This window comes from Neptuniibacter sp. QD48_11, from assembly GCF_047778095.1.
Taxonomy (GTDB): domain Bacteria; phylum Pseudomonadota; class Gammaproteobacteria; order Pseudomonadales; family Balneatricaceae; genus Neptuniibacter.
The window spans coordinates 2,208,769-2,233,271 of sequence record NZ_CP180551.1; the positions used below are offsets into that span (position 1 = coordinate 2,208,769).

General features: G+C 44.9%; 21 protein-coding genes. 4 read left to right on the top strand and 17 right to left on the bottom strand.

Features of this window, described 5'->3' with window-relative positions:
- Positions 1 to 83: 83 nt before the first annotated feature.
- The 4 genes from ACMXYU_RS10080 to ACMXYU_RS10095 all read right to left on the bottom strand — a co-directional run bounded on the left by ACMXYU_RS10080 (position 84) and on the right by ACMXYU_RS10095 (position 3,412).
- Entirely contained in the window at positions 84 to 449 is a 366-nt protein-coding gene (locus ACMXYU_RS10080; RefSeq protein ID WP_415898548.1) for a hypothetical protein, read from the bottom strand.
- Positions 450 to 570: 121 nt separating this feature from the next.
- Positions 571 to 1,275 carry a DnaA regulatory inactivator Hda gene (gene hda, locus ACMXYU_RS10085; RefSeq protein WP_415898549.1) on the bottom strand — a complete coding sequence of 235 codons (705 nt, stop codon included), beginning with the start codon at positions 1,273 to 1,275 and terminating at the stop codon, positions 571 to 573.
- The gene (locus ACMXYU_RS10090) at positions 1,265 to 2,365 is read right to left on the bottom strand and encodes an AI-2E family transporter (protein ID WP_415898550.1); all 1,101 of its coding nucleotides are present in this window, start codon (positions 2,363 to 2,365) and stop codon (positions 1,265 to 1,267) included. The genes hda and ACMXYU_RS10090 overlap by 11 nt, the downstream gene beginning before the upstream one ends.
- A gap of 12 nt (positions 2,366 to 2,377) precedes the next feature.
- Positions 2,378 to 3,412, bottom strand: coding sequence for a DUF2066 domain-containing protein (locus ACMXYU_RS10095; RefSeq protein ID WP_415898551.1), 1,035 nt, complete (start codon positions 3,410 to 3,412; stop codon positions 2,378 to 2,380).
- 163 nt (positions 3,413 to 3,575) lie between these two features.
- Between ACMXYU_RS10095 and purM the strand changes: the two genes are divergently transcribed.
- From purM to ACMXYU_RS10110, 3 genes are read left to right on the top strand one after another with little or no spacing between them, the layout of a single operon-like run.
- A complete protein-coding gene (purM, locus tag ACMXYU_RS10100) occupies positions 3,576 to 4,634 on the top strand; it encodes a phosphoribosylformylglycinamidine cyclo-ligase (RefSeq protein ID WP_415894035.1) in 1,059 nt (352 codons plus the stop codon).
- Between the two features lie 8 nt (positions 4,635 to 4,642).
- The gene (purN, locus tag ACMXYU_RS10105) at positions 4,643 to 5,290 is read left to right on the top strand and encodes a phosphoribosylglycinamide formyltransferase (RefSeq protein WP_415898552.1); all 648 of its coding nucleotides are present in this window, start codon (positions 4,643 to 4,645) and stop codon (positions 5,288 to 5,290) included.
- 14 nt (positions 5,291 to 5,304) lie between these two features.
- Positions 5,305 to 6,021 carry a DUF3108 domain-containing protein gene (locus tag ACMXYU_RS10110; RefSeq protein WP_415898553.1) on the top strand — a complete coding sequence of 239 codons (717 nt, stop codon included), beginning with the start codon at positions 5,305 to 5,307 and terminating at the stop codon, positions 6,019 to 6,021.
- Positions 6,022 to 6,062: 41 nt separating this feature from the next.
- Here the strand turns inward: ACMXYU_RS10110 and ACMXYU_RS10115 are convergent, their stop codons facing one another.
- From ACMXYU_RS10115 to sdhC, 12 genes are all read right to left on the bottom strand, one after another.
- Positions 6,063 to 7,280: an EAL domain-containing protein gene (locus tag ACMXYU_RS10115; protein ID WP_415898554.1), complete on the bottom strand. Its 1,218-nt coding sequence runs from the start codon at positions 7,278 to 7,280 to the stop codon at positions 6,063 to 6,065.
- A 361-nt stretch (positions 7,281 to 7,641) separates the two neighbouring features.
- On the bottom strand, positions 7,642 to 9,639 hold the full coding sequence (locus ACMXYU_RS10120) for an EAL domain-containing protein (RefSeq protein WP_415898555.1): 1,998 nt from the start codon (positions 9,637 to 9,639) through the stop codon (positions 7,642 to 7,644).
- A gap of 161 nt (positions 9,640 to 9,800) precedes the next feature.
- Positions 9,801 to 10,439, bottom strand: a complete 639-nt coding sequence (locus tag ACMXYU_RS10125; protein WP_415898556.1) for a hypothetical protein — start codon at positions 10,437 to 10,439, stop codon at positions 9,801 to 9,803.
- A 134-nt stretch (positions 10,440 to 10,573) separates the two neighbouring features.
- Positions 10,574 to 11,446: a succinate--CoA ligase subunit alpha gene (gene sucD, locus ACMXYU_RS10130; protein ID WP_415884193.1), complete on the bottom strand. Its 873-nt coding sequence runs from the start codon at positions 11,444 to 11,446 to the stop codon at positions 10,574 to 10,576.
- Complete coding sequence (gene sucC, locus ACMXYU_RS10135; RefSeq protein ID WP_415884192.1) at positions 11,446 to 12,612, bottom strand: ADP-forming succinate--CoA ligase subunit beta; 1,167 nt, start codon at positions 12,610 to 12,612, stop codon at positions 11,446 to 11,448. The genes sucD and sucC overlap by 1 nt, the downstream gene beginning before the upstream one ends.
- Before the next feature lie 147 nt (positions 12,613 to 12,759).
- Entirely contained in the window at positions 12,760 to 14,196 is a 1,437-nt protein-coding gene (gene lpdA, locus ACMXYU_RS10140; protein ID WP_415898557.1) for a dihydrolipoyl dehydrogenase, read from the bottom strand.
- A gap of 40 nt (positions 14,197 to 14,236) precedes the next feature.
- Positions 14,237 to 15,442 carry a 2-oxoglutarate dehydrogenase complex dihydrolipoyllysine-residue succinyltransferase gene (odhB, locus tag ACMXYU_RS10145; RefSeq protein WP_415898558.1) on the bottom strand — a complete coding sequence of 402 codons (1,206 nt, stop codon included), beginning with the start codon at positions 15,440 to 15,442 and terminating at the stop codon, positions 14,237 to 14,239.
- Positions 15,443 to 15,500: 58 nt separating this feature from the next.
- A complete protein-coding gene (locus ACMXYU_RS10150; RefSeq protein ID WP_415898559.1) occupies positions 15,501 to 18,335 on the bottom strand; it encodes a 2-oxoglutarate dehydrogenase E1 component in 2,835 nt (944 codons plus the stop codon).
- A gap of 248 nt (positions 18,336 to 18,583) precedes the next feature.
- Positions 18,584 to 19,288 (bottom strand): succinate dehydrogenase iron-sulfur subunit, encoded by a 705-nt coding sequence (locus tag ACMXYU_RS10155; protein WP_415884187.1) that lies wholly within the window; start codon positions 19,286 to 19,288, stop codon positions 18,584 to 18,586.
- A gap of 12 nt (positions 19,289 to 19,300) precedes the next feature.
- On the bottom strand, positions 19,301 to 21,073 hold the full coding sequence (sdhA, locus tag ACMXYU_RS10160) for a succinate dehydrogenase flavoprotein subunit (RefSeq protein WP_415898560.1): 1,773 nt from the start codon (positions 21,071 to 21,073) through the stop codon (positions 19,301 to 19,303).
- A 3-nt stretch (positions 21,074 to 21,076) separates the two neighbouring features.
- Positions 21,077 to 21,424, bottom strand: a complete 348-nt coding sequence (gene sdhD, locus ACMXYU_RS10165; RefSeq protein ID WP_415887749.1) for a succinate dehydrogenase, hydrophobic membrane anchor protein — start codon at positions 21,422 to 21,424, stop codon at positions 21,077 to 21,079.
- The gene (gene sdhC, locus ACMXYU_RS10170) at positions 21,418 to 21,795 is read right to left on the bottom strand and encodes a succinate dehydrogenase, cytochrome b556 subunit (RefSeq protein ID WP_415884183.1); all 378 of its coding nucleotides are present in this window, start codon (positions 21,793 to 21,795) and stop codon (positions 21,418 to 21,420) included. Before sdhC ends, sdhD begins: the two co-directional genes overlap by 7 nt.
- A 437-nt stretch (positions 21,796 to 22,232) precedes the next feature.
- Between sdhC and gltA the strand changes: the two genes are divergently transcribed.
- A complete protein-coding gene (gltA, locus tag ACMXYU_RS10175; RefSeq protein ID WP_415898562.1) occupies positions 22,233 to 23,513 on the top strand; it encodes a citrate synthase in 1,281 nt (426 codons plus the stop codon).
- 60 nt (positions 23,514 to 23,573) lie between these two features.
- On the opposite strand, the gene ACMXYU_RS10180 is transcribed toward gltA, so the two are convergent.
- A complete protein-coding gene (locus ACMXYU_RS10180) occupies positions 23,574 to 24,431 on the bottom strand; it encodes a LysR substrate-binding domain-containing protein (protein ID WP_415898563.1) in 858 nt (285 codons plus the stop codon).
- Between the last annotated feature and the right edge of the window lie 72 nt (positions 24,432 to 24,503).

Consider the following 24,503-nt stretch of genomic DNA (forward strand, 5'->3'; position numbering starts at 1 on the left):
AGTCGCGATCATGCGGGAGTTAAGGAGATATTTCAAGGGGCGAAAAAGAACATTCCACCCCAGAGACGATAATCAATTTTGGCTTATAGCTTGTCAATGTGTTTAAGCAGTTTATTCACTTTATCCGTATAGATATGAAAGACCAAGCTGCGTTCAGAATCAGGTTCTTTGAAATAACGCACTTCTAGGCAAGCTACATTTTCTTCTACAAACTTAGCAGCAGTGAAGCGTTGATCCGATTTTTTGATGTTAAGAAATTTTACGCCATCAGATACCAGTATCAGGCGCTTGCCTGAAACAGCGACAAACCCCTTATACCACTCACGCCCTAAAACCTTACCTTTTTCATTCAGATGGGTAACGGTATAGCGAACATTGTTGGCTTTGACTTTGATCTCTTCTTTTTCAAGCTTAGCGCGTAATTTGTCTGTCAGATGCTTGCTACCCATGATGACCTCCTAGCCATAATGACCTGCGAAAGAGTACCTAAATTGAATACCCTTATCTTCGCATTACGCACCTGCAAAAATGATGAACAATATATGAAGAGTTGGTTTAAGAGCTGATTAATTACAGCCCTGTAACCTCTTTAACGAAAGGAATTGTGATTTTTCGCTGAGCACTCAGAGATGCGCGATCCAACGTATCTAGCAAACAGGCTAAATCGTTCATATTGCGGCTGGCATGGTGAAGTAAAAAACGAGCGACCTCATCTGAAAACTGCAATCCGCGAGCACTTGCTTTCGCCTTAATCGCAGTTAATTTCACTTCATCGTTAAGTGCTTGCACCTGAAATACCATGCCCCAACTGAGTCTGGATGCTAAATCAGGCAGGTTGATACCAAGGTGACGTGGCGCAGCTGTCGAAGCGATGATCAGTGTATTTCCCTGCTCGCGGATACGATTAAAGAAATGGAAAAGCGCCTCTTCCCAAGCTTTATTACCCGCAACAGATTCTATGCCATCGATACAAACTAAATCGAGATATTCCATTCCTTCTAGAATACCACCACCCATCTGTTTTAATTCATCCAGAGGGAGATAAGCCGCACTGCGTCCTACAGGATCGGCTTCATGACATACCGCTTGGAGTAGATGAGTACAACCAACACCTTCACTACCCCAAATGTAAGTAAACTGCTCACCATTACCGTTTGCGGCCGCTTTTAAACTCGCGCAAACCAGCTCATTGCCTTGAGCGTAATAATTCTCAAAACGAGCATCATCTCGGAGACTAACCGATAGAGGTAATTGGAATGGTTGTTTACTTGTCATTAACTACTGGTTCGACTTGTTCTAACGCTTGATCTTCTTCTGAGCCGTACAATGTACTGCCTTTGTAACCTTCATGCAGATGCCGTAATAGCACCATAATAACAGCTGCAACTGGCAGAGCTAAAAGCACCCCAACAAATCCGAACAGCTGTCCGCCCGCCATGATAGCAAAAATTACCGCAACAGGGTGTAATCCAATACGGTCACCTACTAATAATGGCGTAAGCACCATCCCTTCAAGCATCTGGCCAATGATAAAGACTACACCAACGTAGCCTAAAACCATTGGATCTTGGAATTGCATAAATGCAGCAATACCTGCCACTGCAATACCGATGATAAATCCCATGTAAGGAACAATACTAGCAAGGCCCGCGATCATACCAACCAATAGCGCTAGATCAAGCCCTACGATCCATAAACCTACTGCATAAACAATTCCCAATGCGACCATGACTAAAAGCTGGCCTTTCATAAATGCGCCAAGTACCTCATCACACTCGCTAGCCCACAAAGAAACTTTAGGCTCTACATTGCGTGGTAACAGGCGTTTAACCTTGGCAATCATTACATCCCAGTCGCGTAACAAATAGAATGTAACCACGGGAATCAATACTAAATTAGCCACCCACGCTACAATCGCCAAACCCGATCGCGTAATGCCACCTAACAACTGGCTCATAATATCGCCAGTTTTTTGCAAATCACCAATCAAAACATCTTTAACATTGGCAAAGCCAAACGCAGTTGGCTCCAAACTGAATGTTGCTAATATCCAAGGGAATATCTGTTCTTCAAATAGCTGTATCGCCTGCGGTATACGAGCTAGCAATGTCTGTATTTGATGCCCTAGTTGCGGAAGTAATAACAGGAACATCATCGCTACTAAAGCCGTCATACCGATAAACACAATAATGACAGAGCCTGTACGGGACATACCTAAATCTTCTAATCGATCGGCAATAGGATCAGACAAATATGCAAACAATGCCCCAACCAAAAACGGTGAAAGAATTGGAGAAAGTAGATACACCAAACCGCCCAATACGACGGCAAGTATTAAGAAAAACCAACGTTGTGATTCAGTCATTTATTGTTCCTGCTATCCTTGCCAGCGGTAGATCATCACCGCAGAACCATCTTGATTTCTAAGACTATCGAGCGCCTGCAATTGCGGCTCTAGGGCGATAGCTTGGCGCAATTGCTCTTCACTGCCATCTAACTCAAGTCTTACTGTAATTTGATTGCCTATTGCTTGTTCAATTTTTACCTGACTAACAACAGATAACCCTTTGAGAAAATCGATTAGTCTGACGTAATCAGACAAGTTAGAAATATTTTCGACTTGAACGGCAACGCCCGTCTGGAAATGACTGAGTATATAACTCACGACCGGCTTAAAAAGGTTATCCGCGACTCGGTTTATCAAAGCTTGAGCTACCTGATCGATATTGCCAGATTCCGCTAACGGTTGGTTGTCGCCGCCATTTATAAATAACCCCGCGACGGATACTCCTTCTGGCGTCACCTTTGAAAGGCGACCAGCAATAATGGCATCAGGATTATAACGCGCTGAGGCTTGAGTAATTGATTGATCCTGCAACACCCAAAGATCCGCAGTGGTAAGCGCCACTTGGTCAGTTAGATCGAATAAAGGAAACTGCAGCGGCAATCCACGGGAGTTTGCAGCTAACTGCAGGGCTTTATAAAAAGGATCATTGAATTGCAGATAGTCTTGTTCGCCGGATAGGTCCGAAGCAAACCAAAGCAAAACGGTAGGTCTCTGCCCGCCTAAGGGTTTAAAGCCTGTACGGGTAACTAAACCGTCAATAACCGACGGGTGGAAATCTAAAACTAAATATTCCCCATCTTCTTTAGCGATATAACTAAACTGCTTTAACGTTCTGGCTGGCACTTTAAGTTGGGATTGGATTTGAGAATCTTCGGCAATACTGGAATTGCCAGATACTTTAACTAGAACTTTCGCCAGCCCAGAACTCATTTGAAGGTCACTAGGTGAAGACCTTTGTTCATCAACAGGCAAAGTCACCTGATAAAGATCAGTTACTGTCCCTGCAAAAACAAATTGAGACACTGCTAGCAGAAGCACAGCTATAAAGCTTCGCATCAAGTCCATTAAACCGCCTGCAATAATTCTATAAATATCAACTAACTTTACCATCCCATATAATTATTTCATATTCGTTGCCCAGATGAGTGTATTCAAGCGTGATAAAACGGTAGAATATGCGGCAATATTTTTCTTCCTCTTTCCTTGTACATGAAAGGTTAACTGATCCATGTCTACTGGTTCTGATAACAGCTCTCTGAGCTATAAAGACGCTGGCGTTGATATCGACGCTGGTAACGCCCTAGTTGATCGCATTAAAGGCGTTGCTAAAAGCACAACTCGCCCTGAAGTTATGGGCGGCCTAGGTGGTTTCGGCGCTCTATGCCGTATCCCTGAAGGCTACCGTAAGCCTGTACTTGTTTCAGGTACTGACGGTGTAGGTACAAAATTACGCCTAGCTATGGATCTAGGAAAGCACGACACCATCGGTATCGACCTAGTTGCGATGTGTGTTAACGATCTAATCGTTGCTGGCGCAGAACCTCTACTTTTCTTGGATTACTACGCGACAGGTAAACTTAACGTTGATACTGCTGCAGATGTGGTAAAAGGTATTGGCGAAGGTTGCTCTCTGGCAGGTGCTGCTCTTGTTGGTGGCGAAACAGCTGAAATGCCAGGCATGTACGAAGGCGAAGATTACGATCTAGCTGGTTTCTGCACGGGTGTTGTAGAAGAAGATGAGATCATCGACGGCACTAACGTAAAAGTTGGTGACACGCTGATCGGCCTAGCTTCTTCAGGCCCACACTCAAACGGTTACTCTCTAATCCGTAAGATTCTAGAAGTAAGCGGTACAGAGTTGACTGCAGACCTTGATGGCAAACCTCTAGCGGATGCTTTGATGGCGCCAACACGCATCTACGTTAAGTCACTTCTAAAACTGATCAAAGAATCTCAAGTTAACGCTCTGTCCCACATTACGGGCGGCGGTCTACTTGAGAACATCCCACGAGTTCTTCCTGAGAACGCTAAAGCTGTTATCGATGTAAACTCTTGGACTATGCCTGCTGTATTCAACTGGCTACAAGAGCAAGGCAACGTTGATGCAACTGAGATGTACCGCACATTCAACTGTGGTGTTGGTATGGTTATCTGCGTACCTGCTGACAAGCAAGAAGAAGCGCTTCAGCTACTAAACGAAGCTGGCGAAGATGCTTGGGTTATCGGTTCGATTGCTGCTGCGCAAGCAGGTGAAGAGCAAGTTGAACTAGCTGGTCTGGAGGCGTAATTCGCCCAATGACTAAACGAATCGTTGTCCTGATCTCAGGAAGTGGTTCCAACCTCCAAGCTATAATGGATTCAATCGATGCTGGCCAAATTGATGGCCGCATCGAAGCCGTCCTCAGTAACAAAGCTGAGGCTTATGGCTTGGAGCGTGCCCGCAACTCCAATATCCCCACACTGGTTTTAAAACATACCGACTTTGATAGCCGGGAAAGTTTTGACCAAGCGATGATCAAACAGATTGATACATATCAGCCTGACCTGATTGTTCTTGCAGGGTTTATGCGTATCCTTACAGCCGAATTTGTTCGGCACTACAACGGTAGAATGTTTAACATTCACCCGTCACTACTCCCTAAATACAAAGGCCTTCACACCCATCAGCGTGCAATTGATGCTGGTGATAAAGAACACGGCTGCACCGTGCACTTTGTATCTGAAGAGTTGGATGGTGGCCCGCTAGCCATTCAGGGTAAAGTAAGCATAGATCCGGAAGATACAAGTGAGAGCTTGCAACAGAAAGTCCATAAAGTGGAACATATCATCTACCCTCAAGCGGTAGGCCTGTTTTGTTCTGATAGACTGATCTGGTCTGACGCTGGCGTTACCTTAGACGGTAAAGCCGCACCTACTCAGGGCTTTCAGCACGATCAAATTTAATGAGGAAACTCGGTATGCTCAGAGAAAATAAGACGTTAATTAATTCCCTTTTCGCGTCCGCACTTCTCTGGGCTACTCCTCTAGTTGCAGACACCGCAACGCCTTTTACTCCTTTTACCGCAAGCTACGAAATTGATTGGGATGGCAGCATCTCCCTCAGCGGTAGCACGACACGTAAACTGCAAAAGTCCGAATCTGGCGAATGGCTGTTTGAATCAAAAGCTTCCGCAATGTTTGCTAGCATCTATGAATCCAGTAAATTCACGCTAGAGAATGCAAAGCTAAAGCCACTCAACTATTCGTTCAAACGTAGCGTACTTGGCAAAAAGCGTAAGGCTGAGGTTCATTTTGATTGGCAAAACCAATTAGTAACAAACAAGGTTGAAAACAAGCCTTGGAAAATGCCAATTACAGAAGGCGTTCAAGATAAAATCAGCTATCAATTACTTTTACAACAAGCAGTCGCTAAAGGCGATAAAGAGTTTCAATACTCTGTAGCAGACGGTGGAAAGCTAAAAGAATATAACTTCATCGTTGATGGCAAAGAGAGCATCAAAGCTCCTATCGGTGAGTACGAAGCAATTCGTGTAAAACGCGTGCGTAAAGAAGGCAGCACACGACAAACTTTCATCTGGTTTGCACCTGAACTAAATCATCAGATTATCAAACTACACCAGATCGAAAAGAAAAATAAAGCGTACACCCTTCTTCTGAAAGAGCTTAAAAAATAAGAGCTAAACCTCTCGGCTTCGCTCTTATAGCAACAGATCAATTAGCCTATCTCAGGAATCCAGCTTGCCGGCATTCCGCTAAAGCCGTTAAACAGATCACTCTCCTGACCCTCATCTAGCAAATCCGCAAGCAAGATACGAGTATCATCGATAAACAAAACAGCCGTTTGCGCTCTCTGCCCCGTATGAATATCTTGGTATGGCTCAGAGAAGACCAAACGATTTTTCGTATCTGCAGCACCGAGTAGCTCAAAGAAATAAGGCCTCCAGCTCCAGTTAAACCCTCTATGCTTCTCGTTTAGGATCCAACCTTTATCGCTGTTCTCATAGTTTGGAGAGATTTGATTACCTAAACGATCACAGATATAGAAACGCATTAAGTGCTCAGTCGCAACGAAATGCTGTAGGTCTTCATCACTGGTTGCAGCTTTTAAAACTTCTCTCAAAGCAAGCAGTTCAGCCTTAACCTTTTCTGCACGCCAATGACTGCGGGATGTAGCATTAATCGCCATATCCCGATAGTGACTGAGCATGTCTTTAACTTGCTTAGTGGTCGATTCAGGAGGCAACATCTCAGGCCTCGCTTCTGAGAAAAGAAAGCCCTGTACATAAACAGCATTACAACTTAACGCTAGGTAGTACTCCTCATCGGTTTCTACTCCTTCACACAGCACTTTACTGCCAAGTTTAGATGCAAGCTCCCCTAACATCTGAACCATAGAGGAACGACGACTGTCGTTCGTTCCTGTTTTAAGCAGTGTCATATCTAGCTTAATGATATCCGGCTTAAGCAAAGCAATGCGGTCTAACTGCGAAAAACCGGTACCGAAATCATCGATAGCAATACAGAAACCCTCTTCACGGTATCGTTCTACAAGCTTCTGGATTACTTCCAACTCACCATCAAGCTCGGTTATTTCGATAACAACTTTCGAGGGATCAACAGCCAACTGCTTAATCATCTCCAAAGTGGGGATATTGTCTAAAGATTCTAAATATTGCAGCCACTCAGGAGAAATATTAATACTGATATAAGTATCTTCAGGCAATGCCTGAATCTGCTGAAGGGCTTGTAATCTTACATCTCGGTCTAGCTCAATACGTTCTTTAACAGAGAGATTCTTATCCGAAAAAATTGCACCTGCAGAAACTATATTACCGCTTTCATCTTTCATCCTTGCCAGCGCTTCATATCCCGCTATACGACCAGTTGCGGTTTCAACAATTGGTTGGAAGTATGGAAAAAGCTTAAAACTCATAATGAACTACTCTGATAAATTTTGTGGCATTTATAGGTACGGATACACATAAATAATACCTATCACCAAACACATGCTTCACAATCATCACTGGAATAAAAATAAGTAATAAAACCAGCTAGACCAAAAGCCTTATACTACAGCCAAGAGTATTTTTTTCATCCCAATTTCTATCGATCGCACCAAACAAGTGCCAAATCAGATTACAACCGCACAAAAATAGTGCTCAGCGCACTATAAATAGAACGATGAAGACAAAGTAATACAACTAACCCTTGGCTTTACAGCATTTAAAGCGACAAACACCATAGACCTGTCGCCCCTCGCTTAGAAAAGCAATAAACAGACCAGAACAACAAACTTAGAGAGAGTCTAAAGGAGTTGGCTCACCTAACAGGAAGCCCTGTAGAAAATCGACACCGATTTCACGCGCAAATTGCTCAACTTCGCGATTATGAACAAACTCTGCAACCGTCTTCACATTCAAGCGTCTAGCAAAGTCGACAACAGTTGCAGCCACAATACGCGCATTATCATCCTTATCAATGTAACGAATTAGAGAGCCATCGATCTTTATGTAATCAATATCAAGCTTAAGTAGGTATTCGAAGTTGGAATAACCTGTACCAAAGTCATCTATAGCTAATCTGCACCCCATCGCCTTCACTTGATCAAAGAATTGTATAATGAGCTCAGAATCCTCTATTCCTTCACTTTCAACCAATTCAAAAACGAGACGATCACCCACCCCATAACGCTTGATCGTTCGGATGATGTAGTTTGACGTATTCGGATTTAATATATCGGAGGCCGTTATATTGATGGAAAAGCAATCAGCTCGTTCAGCAAAGAATGCACAAGCTTTAGAGAATACAATTCGGGTTAAATCCCCATATAGCCGACCATGCTTTGCCGCCTGCAGGAATAGATAAGGAGAGATATAGTCCTCACCCTCTCTTAATCTCATTAAGCATTCATAGCGATTAATTTCAGATGAATTAACATCTAATATAGGCTGCGCAAAAACCTCGATTCTTTCTTCATGAATAGCTTCACGAATTCTTTTAAGCCAAGTGATATTGTTATCAATCTGACGTTTTAACGGTGAATAGATATCATAGATTTGCACTGATAAGTGCTGCTCTTTGGCACTGTGAAGCGCAATGTCCGCATGTAAGAGCAAATCTTTGGCACAACCACTAGATGCACCAATCGTTACCGCCAAGGCAAATTCAATTCCGATGATAGTGATTACTTTTTCAGATACACGCGCAACGATAAAGTCGCACAAAGCATCAAAACCAATGTCACGTACATGCTCTTTACAGAAAATAGCAAATTCATCGCCCGAAAGACGATATAGGATTAGGCCGTACTGCTTAGCAACTTCTGAAAGCAATAAGGCCATATCGCGTAAAAGCTGGTCACCCACCGCAAAGCCATAATATTCATTCACCAACTTAAAATCGTTAATGTTTATAATGGCTAAAGAACCTGATTCTACGGAGGCAAGATCCTCCAAAAGGCTCTGCCTATTTGGTAAACCCGTCAACTGATCAGTAATCTGCCGTCTGATTCGCTTCTCTTTCTCAATTAGCGATGTCACATCAAATCGAACGGATATGAATTCGATGATATTGCCATCGGAATCCATAATGGGTGAGATAGCCGAATTTACATAATAGTCCTGACCATTTTTTGCCATATTTCTGAGAGTCCCTTTCCAGGTTTTACCAGAAAGAATTGTCTCCCATAGATCTTTAAAGATCTCAGGACGCGTCTGCGGATGCCTCACGATCGCATGAGTGGAACCCACTAACTCAACCGAGCTATAACCAGATACTTGGCAAAAGTGATCATTAACGTAAGTAATAACCCCATTTGGGTCTGTTTTAGAAACAATGGCACTGCAATCAACAACGCCCTTGTATTCTTCTAACAGTTGCTGCTTTGCACTCAGCGCTTCCTTTAAGCCAGCTTCATGCGCTTTCTGTGCTGTTATATCAGTGATGTAACCCTCTATAGCAGCAAGATTGCCATGCTCAGTGACACCATGCCCTTGCTCCCAAACCCAAAGGGTATCACCACATTTCTGCGTGATTTTATATTCGACACTGTAAGGAGCACCTTCTATGATAGCTTGATCAACTATATCGCGATAATGGGCATGACATTCTGAATCTATAATTTGCTTAAAGCTAATCTCACCACCCAACCACTCAGCAGCGGAATAGCCTGTAAGCTCTTTACAACCCGAAGTAATAAACAACAAAGAGCGATCGCCCTTAATAGAACGTCGATAGAAGGTACCGGGCATTCGCTCGGCTAAGGCATACATTTCAATCTTATTACTACTCAAAGATTATCGCCCTCAACCCATTAACCACTCAAAAACAATGGTTATTATTAAAACGCATAATACTATATAGAGTAAATAAAATTGTAGCAGCTAAATAGAAATACTCAGCTTCCTGCAGAAAGGGACTATAGGGTGTTTTATAAGATTACCAAGTGATAAATCTAACGATCAAAGCGCGTATAGGAATCTAATTCTCGCTCAACAGGCACTTGCCATTTTTCAAGCAGTTTCCGTGCTTTATCGAATTTTTCTTCGGCATCTGATCTTAAATGCCCAAGTGACCCAGTCATAGATGCTCGTACACGAAGCATCTGATATTTGAACAACGGCGTTAACTTTCGCTCAATATATGTCCCACAGATCTTCTCTTGCTGCACAACCACAGAAGGATCAGACGTATCAAACAGATTAGATTCTAGTTTTAATAAAGCCTGTACATCCTGACAAAGCTCCAACTGTTCTTGCGTAGACATAGCAGCAAGCACGTAGGAGCCAGAGATAGGAGTAAAAGAAGCAATGGAAGTTGCTACTTTTCTTTCTGATCTTTTAACTGCTTGATCAACGATCATCTTACGATGAATAACAAACTGGCGCTGCATATCTTCTGATTTTTTAATCAGGACTTTATTTTCTTTTTTTAGATCAAAATTCTCTTGGCTGAATGTTCGCATATCCTTAATCGATCCCAAGGCTTTATATTCAGATAACTCTGAATACATCTTATAACCAAAGAAACCGGCACCACCAACAACTGCTAAACCAACAACTGAAGCAACACCTATCACGATAAGGTTTTTCATAAACATTCTTCGCTAAAAATAATGTTAATCAACAATCACATTAAACAGCTGATGTTTCAACTGCTATTTATTCTGGACGGGACACAGGCAATAAAAAAGGCAGCCTAAGCTGCCTTTTCTAGAGATGTTCTAGCTTACCAGCCAGTAACTTCTTTTAGTGCATCGCCGATCTGAGCAAGTGAACGTACAGTCTTAACGCCTGCATCTTCAAGTGCTGCGAATTTCTCATCAGCAGTACCTTTACCACCAGAGATGATCGCACCAGCGTGACCCATACGCTTACCAGCAGGTGCAGTAACACCAGCAATGTAAGAAACAACAGGCTTAGTAACGTTTGCTTTGATGTAAGCAGCCGCTTCTTCTTCAGCAGTACCACCGATCTCACCGATCATTACAATCGCTTCAGTCTGTGGATCGTTCTGGAACATTTCCAGAATATCGATGAAGTTAGAACCAGGGATTGGGTCACCACCGATACCTACACAAGTAGACTGACCGAAACCAGCATCTGTAGTCTGCTTAACAGCTTCATAAGTCAGAGTACCAGAACGGGAAACAATACCTACTTTACCTGGTAGGTGAATGTGACCTGGCATAATACCAATCTTACATTCGCCTGGAGTGATAACACCTGGGCAGTTAGGGCCGATTAGGCGTACACCTAGCTCATCACACTTAACTTTACACTCAAGCATATCCATAACTGGAATGTGCTCAGTGATACAAACGATTAGCTTAACGCCACCGTTTGCAGCTTCTAGGATAGAATCTTTACAGAATGGAGCTGGAACGTAGATAACAGATGCATCTGCGCCAGTTGCTTCTACAGCTTCTGCAACAGTGTTGAATACAGGTAGACCTAGGTGAGTTGTACCACCTTTACCTGGAGTTACACCGCCAACCATCTGCGTACCGTACGCGATAGCTTGCTCAGAGTGGAAGGTACCTTGACCACCAGTGAAACCTTGGCAGATTACTTTGGTGTCTTTATTAATCAAAACGGACATTATTTACCCTCCGCTGCGTTTACTGCTTGCTGAGCTGCATCAGTCAAGCTAGTAGCTGCGATGATGTCTAGACCAGATTCAGCAAGAAGCTTAGAACCTAGATCAGCATTGTTACCTTCCAGACGTACAACAACTGGTACGTTTACACCTACTTCTTTAACTGCGCCGATGATACCTTCGGCAATTAGGTCACAACGTACGATACCGCCGAAGATGTTAACCAATACAGTCTTAACTTTTTCGTCAGCTAGGATCAGTTTGAACGCTTCAGTAACACGCTCTTTAGTCGCGCCGCCACCAACGTCAAGGAAGTTAGCTGGGAAACCACCGTGTAGAGCAACGATGTCCATAGTACCCATTGCAAGACCAGCACCGTTAACCATGCAACCGATAGTACCGTCTAGAGCAACGTAGTTTAGATCCCACTCAGCAGCGTGTGCTTCACGCTCATCTTCCTGAGATGGATCGTGCATAGCTTGAAGATCTTTATGACGGTAAACAGCGTTGCCATCGATCGCTACTTTAGCGTCTAGGCAGTGCAAGTTACCTTCATCAGTAATAACTAGAGGGTTAATCTCTAGAAGAGCCAGATCTTTCTCTTGGAACATCTGAGCCAGACCCAAGAAGATTTTAACGAACTGCTTAATCTGATCGCCTTCTAGGCCCAGTTTGAATGCAAGATCGCGACCCTGGTAAGGCTGAGCACCCGTTAGCGGATCTACTTCAGCTTTAAGAATCTTTTCTGGAGTTTCTTCTGCAACTGTCTCGATTTCAACACCACCTTCAGTAGATGCCATGAAAACGATACGGCGAGTAGAACGGTCTACAACAGCACCAAGATATAGCTCGTTTGCAATATCTGTGCAGTCTTCAACCAAAATTTTAGAAACAGGCTGACCATTTTCGTCAGTCTGGAATGTAACTAGGTTTTTGCCCAGCCAGTTAGCTGCGAACTCTTGCGCTTCTGCAGGAGAGTCAACCAACTTAACACCGCCAGCCTTACCACGGCCGCCAGCGTGCACCTGAGTTTTAACAACCCACTTATCACCACCAATTTTTTCAGCAGCTTCAGCCGCTGCTTCTGGAGTATCTACTGCGTATCCTTTGGATACCGGCAGACCATATTCGGCAAACAGCTGTTTACCCTGGTACTCATGAAGATTCATGCTCTAACCCGTTGTGTTATCACTATATGATTTTTCTGTATCAGGGATCTAAATCCGCCCCTGTAACAGCCCTGTTGGTTCTAGCAACAAGTTTTATATACGGCTTACTCCTTGTAAGAGTAAGCCGGATCTCTCTGTGCTAATTACTTAGCGTTTTTTGCGATTCGCCATGTGAATCGCGTGACCATCCGCTGCTAATGCAGCTTCATGAATCGCTTCACTCACTGTTGGGTGAGCAAATACTGTCATCTGCAGATCTTCTGCAGTTGAACAGAATTCCATTGCAATTGCAGCTTGACCAATTAGCTCACCACCTAAACCGTGAACAATGTGTACACCAAGTACACGATCAGTCTCTTCGCAGGCAATTAGCTTAACGAAACCATCAGTATCGTTGTTAGCCATTGCACGGCCGTTTGCAGCAAATGGGAACTTACCTACTTTGTACTTAACGCCATCAGCTTTAAGCTCTTGCTCAGTTTTACCAACCCAAGCTAGCTCTGGGTGCGTGTAGATAATGCTAGGAATGACATCATAGTTCATCTGTGCATGATGACCTGCGATGATATCAGCAACCATGATGCCCTCTTCAGACGCCTTATGCGCAAGCATTGGGCCACGAACAGAGTCACCAATCGCATAAACACCAGGTACACCAGTCTGACATTTTTCATCAACGAAGATGAAACCGCGCTCATCTAGCGAAACACCAGAATCATCTGCAAGAAGACCTTGAGTCTGAGGCTTACGACCTACTGCAACAATCAACTTGTCAACAACGATCTCTTTATCGCCTTCAGCATCAGTGAAGCTTACTTTCACTTCTTTGCCGTCGATGATCTCAGTACCTGTACAACGTGCACCAAGCTTCACATCAAGGCCTTGCTTCTTAAGAAGCTTAGCAGCCTCTTTAGCAAGATCTTTATCTGCAGCAGCTAGGAAATCATCCATAGCTTCAAGCACAGTTACTTCAGTACCCAGACGCGCCCAGATGGAACCCATTTCTAGGCCAATAACACCAGCACCAATTACACCCAAACGCTTAGGCGTTTCGTCGATGTTAAGTGCGCCAGCATTATCAAGGATCAAACCTTCAGTTAACGGCGCAGGTGGAATCTCTACTGGTACAGAACCAGATGCAAGAATAACGTTCTCAGCATCGTAAGTAGTGGAAGTACCATCAGCTGCGATAACTTCAACTTTCTTACCGCCGTGAAGCTTACCCATACCTTGTAGCAAAGTTACGCCGTTTGCTTTAAACAGACCCGTGATACCACCAGTCAAGTTACCAACAATCTTGTCTTTACGCGCAACCATCGCTTTAACATCCATGGACACTTCGCCAGTTTGGATGCCATGTACATTTGCATGTTGAGCATTGTGGAATTGATGCGTTGATTCAAGTAGCGCCTTTGATGGAATACAACCTACATTCAAGCACGTTCCACCTAGCACAGCAGTACCTTTGTCATCAACCCACTTTTCAACACAGGCAGTTTTTAGACCAAGCTGAGCTGCACGAATCGCAGCAACATAACCACCAGGGCCTGCACCTACAACAATAACGTCAAATTTATCAGACATGTTTTATCCTATCTTCACTCTGTTCTTATGAGGACTAACCTTAAACCTCTAGCAGCATACGTGCAGGATCTTCTAGAAGGTCTTTAATTGTCACTAGGAATTGTACAGCTTCCTTACCATCAATCATACGGTGATCGTATGACAGAGCGAGGTACATCATTGGCAGGATCTCAACCTGGCCATTAACAGCCATTGGACGTTCCTGAATTTTATGCATACCTAGAATAGCAGTTTGTGGTGGGTTCAAGATCGGAGTAGACATCAATGAACCGAATACACCACCGTTAGTGATTGTGAATGTACCGCCTTGCATGTCGTCCATACCAAGCTTACCTTCACGACCACGCTTACCAAAGTCAGCAATAGTAGATTCAACATCTGCTAGGCTCATTACATCAGTGTCTCGTAGCACTGGTACCATCAAACCACGATCAGTAGAAACAGCTACACCGATATCCTGGTAGCCATGGTAAACCATGTCATTACCGTCGATAGATGCGTTAACTGCTGGGAACTTCTTCAGAGCTTCAGTTGCAGCTTTAACGAAGAAAGACATGAAACCAAGACGAGTACCGTTGTGAGTCTTCTCAAACAGATCTTTGTACTGTTTACGAAGCTCCATAACCGGTTTCATGTTTACTTCATTATAAGTCGTAAGCATTGCAGCATTTTGCTGTGCTTCAACTAGGCGTTTAGCAATTGTTGCACGTAGACGAGTCATCGGAACTCGCTTCTCTACACGCTCACCTGCTGGAACGTTAACTGGTGCAGCAGCTTGAGCTGGAGCAGCAGCCGCTGGAGCTGGTGCAGCAGCCGGTGCTTGTGCGCCGTTTTTGATGAAGTTCTGAACGTCTTCTTTAGTGATACCGCCATTTTTGCCAGTACCTGTAATTTGAGATGCATCCAAGCCGTTTTCTTCGATCAGCTTACGTGCAGCAGGGCCTACTTTTTCAGCATCGACTGCAGGTGCCGCAGCTTCTTCGGCAGCTGGCGCAGCAGAACCTGCAGCACCCGCTTCAAACTTAGCGATCACTTCGTCACTCAGAACTGTGTCGCCTTCGCCTTTCAGTACTTCAGCAATAACACCGTCTTCTGGTGCTACAACTTCTAGTACTACTTTATCAGTTTCGATATCAACAATAAGCTCGTCTGCTGAGCATGCTTCACCTGGCTGTTTGTGCCAAGTTGCGATTGTGCCGTCTGCTACAGATTCTGGGAACGTCGGCGCTTTGATTTCGATGGACATGTTTTTTCCTTTATCGTTATCACCGTCAGGCGATTAGTAATTGTGGTTAATCGCCTGATCAACCGTTAAGTGCATCATTAACTAGTTTTTCCTGCTGCTCAGCGTGTACAGAAATGTACCCTACCGCTGGAGCTGCAGATGCTGGACGGGCTACCCCTTCCAAATGTAACTTGCTGTCATGTTTGTGTAGAACGTGACGCATATGGTGCTGCATTGAGTACCATGCGCCTTGGTTCATTGGTTCTTCTTGACACCAAACTACAGATTCCAAGTTTGTATACTCAGAGATTGCTTCTGCCAGTTGTGCTTCTGGGAAAGGATATAGCTGCTCAATACGAACAATAGCCACATCATCTTTTTCTAATTCTGCACGGCGGTTATATAGGTCGTAGTAAACCTTACCACCACACAGTACAAGGCGTTTTACCTTCTTAGGCTCCAACTGATCTACTTCGCCAATCACTGGCTGGAAAGAACCCTCTGCAAGCTCTTCAAGTGTAGATGTCGCTTGCTTGTGACGTAGCAAACTCTTAGGAGACATTACAACTAGAGGCTTACGAAGCGGACGTACAACCTGACGACGCAACAAGTGGAAAATCTGTGCTGGCGTAGTAGGCGTAACAACCTGAATGTTGTGCTCTGCACACAATTGTAGGTAACGCTCTAGACGTGCTGAAGAGTGCTCAGGGCCCTGACCTTCAAAGCCGTGAGGCAACAACATCGTCAGACCACATAGACGCTGCCATTTGTGCTCACCAGAGGTGATGAACTGGTCAATTACTACCTGCGCACCGTTGGCGAAATCACCGAACTGAGCTTCCCAAATAACTAGGGCATTTGGCATCGTAGTCGCATAACCGTACTCAAACGCAAGTACCGCTTCTTCCGATAGGAAAGAGTCATGCAATGTAAGACGAGGCTGCTCATCAGATAGGTTATCTAGAGGTAGATAAGTTTCAGCTGTCTTCTGATCATGTAGTACCGCGTGACGGTGAGAGAACGTACCACGTCCCACATCCTGACCCGTGATACGCACTGGATGGCCTTCAGCAAGGATAGTTGCATAGGCAAGAGACTCTGCCATACCCCAGTTCAATTCCATTGCACCGTGAGCCATACGCTTACGGTCATCAATGATTTTTTGAACTTGACGCTGTACAGAGAAACCTTCTGGGGTTTCACAAATCTTGTTACCTAACTCTTGCAGAAGCTTTAGATCAACCTTAGTTTCTGGGCAGTCAAAAGACCACTCATGACCTAGGTAAGGCTTCCAATCTACGAAAAGCTCTGAGTTTGGCTCATGTACAAGAGACTTAACAACATGCTCACCATTCTCTAGCAGCTTACGGTACTCTTTCTCCATCGCCTTGCTTTCTTCAAGTGTAACAACACCTTCAGAAATCAACTGTTGAGCGTAAAGTTCACGCGTAGTTTTCTGCTTTTTGATCTGCGCGTACATCAACGGCTGTGTACCAGATGGTTCATCAGCTTCGTTGTGGCCACGGCGTCGGTAACAGAACAAGTCAATTACAACGTCTTTCTTAAATTCGTTACGGTAATCAACAGCCAGCTGTGTAACAAAACGCACCGCTTCAGGGTCATCTCCGTTTACGTGGAAGATAGGAGCCTGAATCATTTTCGCAACATCGGTAGAGTACTCAGTAGAACGTGAGTCTTCTTGCTTAGACGTTGTAAAACCAACTTGGTTGTTAACTACAATATGGATTGTGCCGCCTGTTTTATATGCACGGGTCTGAGACATCTGAAATGTCTCCATTACAACACCCTGACCACAGAAAGCTTGGTCACCGTGAATATTTACAGGAACAACAGAATCACCAACAGCATCTTCACGACGATCCTGACGCGCACGTACAGAACCCTCTACTACCGGAGCAGCAATCTCAAGGTGAGATGGGTTAAATGCCATTGCAATATGAACTTCACCGCCTTCAGTTTCTACGTTAGATGAGAAACCTTGGTGGTATTTAACGTCACCGGATGTATCTACAACACGCTTCCCTTCAAATTCGTCAAACAAATCAGCTGGGTTTTTACCAAAGATATTAACAAGCGTATTTAGACGGCCACGGTGAGCCATGCCGATAACAACTTCTTTCGCACCCTGCTTACCAGCACGCTGAATTAGCGTGTTTAGGGATACGATCATTGACTCGCCACCTTCCAGACCGAAGCGCTTAGCACCGGCATAACGAGAGCCCAAGTATTTCTCAAGACCTTCAGCAGCTGTTAGGCGCTCAAGAATCATTTTCTTCTTGTTAACTTCAGCTTCTGGATGTGAGCGTACAGGCTCTAAACGGGACTGAATCCAACGTTTTTCTTGTGTATCAACGATGTGCATGTACTCTGCACCGACCGTTGTACAGTACGTCTTCTTCAGATCAGCAACGATATCACGCAGCGGAGCTTCTTCAGGACCGAAGAACAGAGAACCTAGCTGGAATACAGTATCGTAATCAGCTTCAGACAGCTCATGGAAACGTAGATCAAGATCCGGCACATCTTCACGTTGCATCAAACCTAATGGATCGATGTTTGCAACCTGATGACCACGTACACGGTAAGCGTTGATCATACGCAATACACGAACCTGCTTTTTCTCATGCTCGGAACTAACCGAACTTACAGCAGTTGGCGCAGCGCGTTTTTGGTTTTTAGATAGATAGAGAAAATGTTCTCTGATAGCAGAATGCGGCACATCCTGTGTCAGATTTTCGCCAACTTTAGGTAGTCGGTCGAATTCTTCTCGCCATTCCTGAGGAATCGCATTTGGATCCATCAGGTAAGTTTCGTACAGTTCTTCAACGTATGAAAGGTTGCCACCGTAAAGGTGAGCATTCTTCCACATGAGATCCATGATGCTTTCTTGCATTCTTGATCACCCTGGCTCTGGGAGCTTTCTGATTCTATCGGGATCTTCCGACAGACATCGCTCCTCTTTGAGTTACCTTCAATCCCCCGATCAAACAGCTTTAACTGTCTCGGGATTCTTATATTAAAGCTTTTGGAAGCAAGCTTTAATCATTCTTTATGCGAATATGGTAATTTTTTTACAAAAAATTGTTTTTTCTTTTTTAATACAAAAAAAGCGGTGCCAATGGCACCGCTTTTTAAGGTAGATCAGGTTGCTTGCGCTAGCAGCATGTTGCGAATCTTGCCGATCGCCTTAGTAGGATTCAATCCTTTAGGGCAAACGTTTACGCAGTTCATGATGCCGTGGCAACGGAAGACACTGAATGGGTCATCCAAATCTGCCAGACGCTCACGAGTCGCCGTATCACGACTGTCTGCTAAGAAGCGGTACGCTTGAAGCAGACCAGAAGGACCGATGAACTTATCTGGGTTCCACCAGAAAGACGGGCAAGAAGTTGAGCAGCACGCACAAAGAATACACTCGTACAGACCATCCAACTCAGCACGATCTTCCGGAGACTGCAGACGCTCGATCGCAGGCGGAGGAGTATCGTTAATCAAGAACGGTTTGATCTTCTCGTAAGCTTTGTAGAACTGAGTCATATCTACAACAAGGTCACGAATAACCGGCAGACCTGGTAATGGACGCAGCACAAGCTTGTCATCTTTAACTACAGCAGATAACGGAGTGATACATGCAAGACCATTAAGGCCATTCATGTTCATACCGTCTGAACCACATACACCTTCACGGCAAGAACGACGATACGCCATAGACGGATCTTTGTCCTTAAGAAGCTGAAGCAGATCCAACACCATGATGTCCTTACCACCAGGGATATCAATATGGATATCCTGCATGTAAGGAGCATCGTCAGTTTCAGGATTGTAGCGATATACACTAACCAACATGATAGAAGCTCCTTAGTAAGTACGAACTTTAGGTGGGAAGGCATCTACGGTTTTAGGTGCGAAGTTTACAGCACGCTTACCGATAGTTTTGTCTTCAGGGAAGTAAACTGAGTGGCACAACCAGTTCTCATCATCACGCTCAGTAAAGTCATTACGAGCATGCGCACCACGAGACTCTTTACGAACCTCAGCTGCGATAGCAGTTGCTTCAGCAACTTCGAACAAGTTTTCAAGCTCAAGCGCTTCGATACGCGCAGTGTTGAATGCCTGACTCTTATCTTCAAGATGCAGGTTATTGATCTTCTCACGAATGCCTTTAAGCAATTCAAGACCTGTCTGCATGCTTTCGCCGTCACGGAATACACCGAAGTACAGCTGCATTGTGCTCTGTAGTTCTTTACGAACTTCAGAAACGCTTTCACCGCCAGTAGAGTTGTTTAGACGGTTTAGACGCGCCATTGCAGCTTCAATGTTAGCTTCAGTTGCATCTTTAACTTCGTAACCTTCACGCATCTGCTGTTCGATCTGCATACCAGCAGCACGACCAAATACAACAAGGTCAAGAAGTGAGTTACCACCTAGACGGTTAGCACCGTGTACAGATACACATGCAACCTCACCACAAGCATATAGACCGTCAACGATAGAATCGTTACCGTCTTTATCAGGTGCGATAGCCTGACCACCGATATTCGTTGCAATACCACCCATCTGGTAGTGACAAGTTGGAACAACTGGAATCGGCTTAACAACTGGATCAGTAGCAGCGAACGTCTTAGACAGCTCACAGATACCTGGTAGGCGTGAATGAAGAACCTCTTCACCCAAGTGATCCATCTTCAAGTAAACGTGATCGCCATCTTCACCACAACCACGACCTTCTAGGATCTCAAGGATCATAGAACGTGCCACAACGTCACGACCAGCTAGGTCTTTAGCGTTTGGCGCGTAACGCTCCATGAAGCGCTCGCCGTCTTTGTTGATTAGGTAACCACCTTCACCACGACAACCTTCAGTTACAAGTACACCTGCACCTGCAATACCGGTTGGGTGGAACTGCCACATCTCCATATCCTGCGCCGGAACACCTGCACGCAGAGACATACCCATACCGTCACCGGTATTGATGAGAGCGTTAGTAGTAGAAGAGTAAATACGGCCAGCACCACCTGTTGCAAGAACAGTCGCTTTAGCCTTGATGTATACAGTTTCACCTGTTTCGATGCAGATAGCGATACAGCCAACAACTGCGCCATCGTCATTCTTAACTAGGTCTACTGCGTACCATTCATTAAGGAAGGTAGTACCTGCTTTCATATTGCCCTGATATAGAGCATGAAGCAGTGCGTGACCAGTACGGTCTGCCGCAGCACATGTACGCGCAGCCTGACCACCTTCACCAAAATTCTTAGACTGACCACCGAAAGGACGCTGGTAGATACGGCCTGTTTCAGTACGGGAGAACGGAAGACCCATGTGGTCTAGTTCGAATACCGCCTGAGGACCTACAGAACACATGTATTCGATAGCGTCTTGGTCACCGATATAATCAGAACCTTTAACGGTATCGTACATGTGCCAACGCCAGTCGTCGTTTGGATCAGCACTTGCGATCGCACAAGTGATACCGCCTTGAGCGGATACTGTGTGAGATCGAGTTGGGAATACTTTTGTTACACAAGCAGTGTTTAGACCACTTTGTGCAAGCTGAAGTGCAGCACGCATGCCTGCACCACCGCCACCGACAACAATCGCGTCGAAAGTAAGCGTGCGTAGTTTAGACATCTTTTAAACACCCCACAAAATCTGAATGCCCCACACAACGTAGATAAACGTCAGGAGACCACATGCAGATTGAAACACGAAACGGATACCCGTTGGCTTAATATAGTCAGTAGAAACAGACCACATACCGATCCATACGTGTGCAGCAAAGGATAGTAGCGCTAGCATTGTAAAGATGCGCATCGCTGTTCCTTCGAACAAACCAACCCACATTTCGTAAGTTAGTTCTGCGCCAAATGCTAGATAACCAATCATAAAGATTGTGTATACAGCTAGGATTACCGCGCTTACACGCTGAATCATCCAGTCATACAGGCCACTACGGCCAAAGCTAGTAATACTAGTTACCATATCCATACTCCCGAAATGAGGATTGCTGCAACAGCTAGACCCAAGGTCACTTTCGCTGCCATTTGACCACTTTCAAGTTCTTCACAGTGGCCAAAATCCATTACCAGGTGTTTGATGCCCGCGAAGAAGTGGTATAGCAATGCTGATACACTTCCCCACGCTATAAGCTTCGCGAAGAAGCCATTCTCAAACATATCAACAGCTTCATTGAAGCCCGCTTCTGATTCCAGAGACAAACCCAAAGCATACATAGCAAACACAGCACCAAAAAATAGCGCCACGCCTGTCACACGATGCAGGATGGATGTAATCGCCGGTAGCGGCATTTTGATAGTTTGAAGATCTAAATTTACAGGTCTTTTCTTATTCACGGCTCTTGTTCACACTTTTTACGGCCCCTTTGCAGGGCTCGGTTGCTCGGAAGTGTTGAAGATAAGTACCTCGCTCCTCAAGCATATCCATAATATATGAACTAATATAATAGGACATAAACTAGGGATAAACTTCGGGGCGAGAGTATAAGCATTTCACTTTGACAATACAACGCAAACACTGCGCTGTTCGCCTTTTGTCTAGGACTTTACGGCATATCAAAAGTCGTACAACCAAATGACTATTCAGCCTTAGTACCAATCCTGCAAAAATTCAGTCGTTTTTGCTGCGTTGCGGTAACTAACCCATTTAGTCGGATTGACAAACTTTTTTCAGTCTCTATATTGTGTGGGTCCAATTTATCGGGCCAAGACTCTTAGATCTGACTAATAAGAAAGTCAAAACAGAACTAAAACATAATGATAGGAGCCTTTTAATGGCTGATAAGAAAGCACGTTTAACAGTCGACGGTCTGGATGAAGCTATTGAGCTGCCGGTGTATTCAGGCACTCTAGGTCCAGACGTAATTGATGTGCGCCCACTGACTGGCAAAGGCCTGTTCACGTACGATCCTGGTTTTGTTTCCACAGCTGCGTGTGACTCTAGCATCACTTTTATCGATGGCGGCAAAGGCGTGCTATTGCACGGCGGCTATGCTATCGACGAGCTAGCAGAAAAATCAGACTACATGGAAGTGTGCTACCTACTATTGAACGGCGAACTGCCAGATGCAGAGCAAAAGGCTAAATTCGTAGAAACAGTGAAGAACCACACAATGGTTCATGAGCAACTAAACCACTTCTATAACGGTTTCCGTCGTGACGCTCACCCAATGGCGATCATGTGCGGCGTGGTTGGCGCTCTTTCTTCGTTCTACCATGACTCTCTAGATATCGATAACGAACATCACCGTGAAGTTTGCGCATACCGACTAATCGCGAAAATGCCAACTATCGCTGCGATGTGCTTCAAGTACTCAAACGGCCAGCCGTTTATGTACCCACGTAACGATCTGAGCTATGCAGGTAACTTCCTGCAGATGATGTTCGGTACACCATGCGAAGAGTATCAAGTTAACCCTGTACTTGAGAAAGCAATGGACCGCATCTTCGTACTACACGCTGACCACGAGCAGAACGCATCCACTTCTACAGTGCGTCTTGCAGGTTCTTCTGGTGCCAACCCATTCGCATGTATCGCTTCTGGTATCGCTGCACTTTGGGGCCCAGCTCACGGCGGTGCTAACGAAGCTGTACTTAACATGCTTGAAGAGATCGGCGATGAGTCACGCATTGATGAATTCGTTGCTAAAGCAAAAGATCCAAACGACCCATTCCGCCTAATGGGCTTCGGTCACCGCGTATATCGCAACTTCGACCCACGCGCACGCGTAATGAAGAAGTCTTGTGACGAAGTACTGGCTGAACTAGGCCTGGAAAACGATCCTCTACTTAAGATCGCGAAACGTCTTGAGACAATCGCTATCGAAGACGAGTATTTTGCTGCTCGAAAACTATACCCGAACGTAGACTTCTACTCCGGCATCATCCTGAAAGCAATTGGCATCCCAACCAACATGTTTACAGTGATCTTTGCATTGTCTCGTACAATCGGCTGGATCTCTCACTGGAACGAGTTCCACAGCAGCCCTAACAAAATTGGTCGTCCACGCCAGCTTTACACTGGCCCAACTCAGCGCTCATACCCTGAGAAATAAGACGAACCAACCACAAAAAAGCCGCTTTATGCGGCTTTTTTATTATCTCTATAATTCAATTTACCGAACCCCAAGCGACGCCAATCTAAACGTTTCCGCCAATTCATTCGCAACATTGATATCTCGCCTATAACGCAACGATGTATAAATCATTGGTAACTCAGGCAAACCAAGACGCTCTCCTATCAACTCAACCCCCGGCAGCACAGCACTCCTCGGCCTTACAGTAACACCCAAACCACACTTAACTGCCGCCATAAGCCCCTGATAGCTTGACGAGGTATAAACCAGACGCCATGGAATTCCTGACTGATCGAGAGATTCAATAGAAACCCGCCTAAACTGGCAAGCTTTGGAATATGACGCCATAGGTAACTCCCTTCCCAACGACCAAGAAAAGCCCTCAGGGCCAATCCACGCCAATGGCTCACCTCCTAAAACCTCCCCCTTCCCTGAGCCACTCAACGATAACGTGACTATAAGATCATAATCGCCCCGCTCGTACCCTAACTCCAATTCATCGCTATAACCGGTTTCCACAAACAACCTCACCGCAGGGTTCTTCCTAGAAAAACCAGCCAAAAGCTCTGGCAATACGGTTTCCGCAACACCCTGAGAGACACCCACCTTTATCTCCCCCAGCTCACCACTACTCGCCAAGCTCGCTATCGCATCGTCCTGCAACGCTAGCATCTTTCTTGCGTAACCGACCAACATCTCCCCTTCATGTGTCAACAACCGTTTACGGCCGTTAGGACGAAAAAGAACAGCACCCAACTCCAGCTCCAATTTTTTAATCTGCTGACTCACCGTGGATTGCGTCTTATGCAGGGATTCTGCTGCCCGAATAAAACCATCCCTTTCAACCACCGCAAGGAAAGTTCTCAATAATTCAGTACTTATATTGGGCTGCGCCATGCCTGCCTCTTTTTGATCGTATTTACTTATCAATATAAACGATATTAATCATTTTTAATAATACTTATGAGA

Bases quoted from the DNA above. Each gene is read 5' to 3' on its own strand.
- purM (WP_415894035.1), top strand. From the start codon at position 3,576: ATGTCTACTGGTTCTGATAACAGCTCTCTGAGCTATAAAGACGCTGGC.
- purN (WP_415898552.1), top strand. From the start codon at position 4,643: ATGACTAAACGAATCGTTGTCCTGATCTCAGGAAGTGGTTCCAACCTC.
- lpdA (WP_415898557.1), bottom strand. From the start codon at position 14,196: ATGTCTGATAAATTTGACGTTATTGTTGTAGGTGCAGGCCCTGGTGGT.
- ACMXYU_RS10180 (WP_415898563.1), bottom strand. From the start codon at position 24,431: ATGGCGCAGCCCAATATAAGTACTGAATTATTGAGAACTTTCCTTGCG.
- sdhA (WP_415898560.1), bottom strand. From the start codon at position 21,073: ATGTCTAAACTACGCACGCTTACTTTCGACGCGATTGTTGTCGGTGGC.
- ACMXYU_RS10080 (WP_415898548.1), bottom strand. From the start codon at position 449: ATGGGTAGCAAGCATCTGACAGACAAATTACGCGCTAAGCTTGAAAAA.
- odhB (WP_415898558.1), bottom strand. From the start codon at position 15,442: ATGTCCATCGAAATCAAAGCGCCGACGTTCCCAGAATCTGTAGCAGAC.
- ACMXYU_RS10095 (WP_415898551.1), bottom strand. From the start codon at position 3,412: ATGGACTTGATGCGAAGCTTTATAGCTGTGCTTCTGCTAGCAGTGTCT.
- ACMXYU_RS10110 (WP_415898553.1), top strand. From the start codon at position 5,305: ATGCTCAGAGAAAATAAGACGTTAATTAATTCCCTTTTCGCGTCCGCA.
- ACMXYU_RS10125 (WP_415898556.1), bottom strand. From the start codon at position 10,439: ATGAAAAACCTTATCGTGATAGGTGTTGCTTCAGTTGTTGGTTTAGCA.
- gltA (WP_415898562.1), top strand. From the start codon at position 22,233: ATGGCTGATAAGAAAGCACGTTTAACAGTCGACGGTCTGGATGAAGCT.
- sucC (WP_415884192.1), bottom strand. From the start codon at position 12,612: ATGAATCTTCATGAGTACCAGGGTAAACAGCTGTTTGCCGAATATGGT.
- hda (WP_415898549.1), bottom strand. From the start codon at position 1,275: ATGACAAGTAAACAACCATTCCAATTACCTCTATCGGTTAGTCTCCGA.
- ACMXYU_RS10150 (WP_415898559.1), bottom strand. From the start codon at position 18,335: ATGCAAGAAAGCATCATGGATCTCATGTGGAAGAATGCTCACCTTTAC.
- ACMXYU_RS10090 (WP_415898550.1), bottom strand. From the start codon at position 2,365: ATGACTGAATCACAACGTTGGTTTTTCTTAATACTTGCCGTCGTATTG.
- ACMXYU_RS10155 (WP_415884187.1), bottom strand. From the start codon at position 19,288: ATGTTGGTTAGTGTATATCGCTACAATCCTGAAACTGACGATGCTCCT.
- ACMXYU_RS10115 (WP_415898554.1), bottom strand. From the start codon at position 7,280: ATGAGTTTTAAGCTTTTTCCATACTTCCAACCAATTGTTGAAACCGCA.
- sdhD (WP_415887749.1), bottom strand. From the start codon at position 21,424: ATGGTAACTAGTATTACTAGCTTTGGCCGTAGTGGCCTGTATGACTGG.
- sucD (WP_415884193.1), bottom strand. From the start codon at position 11,446: ATGTCCGTTTTGATTAATAAAGACACCAAAGTAATCTGCCAAGGTTTC.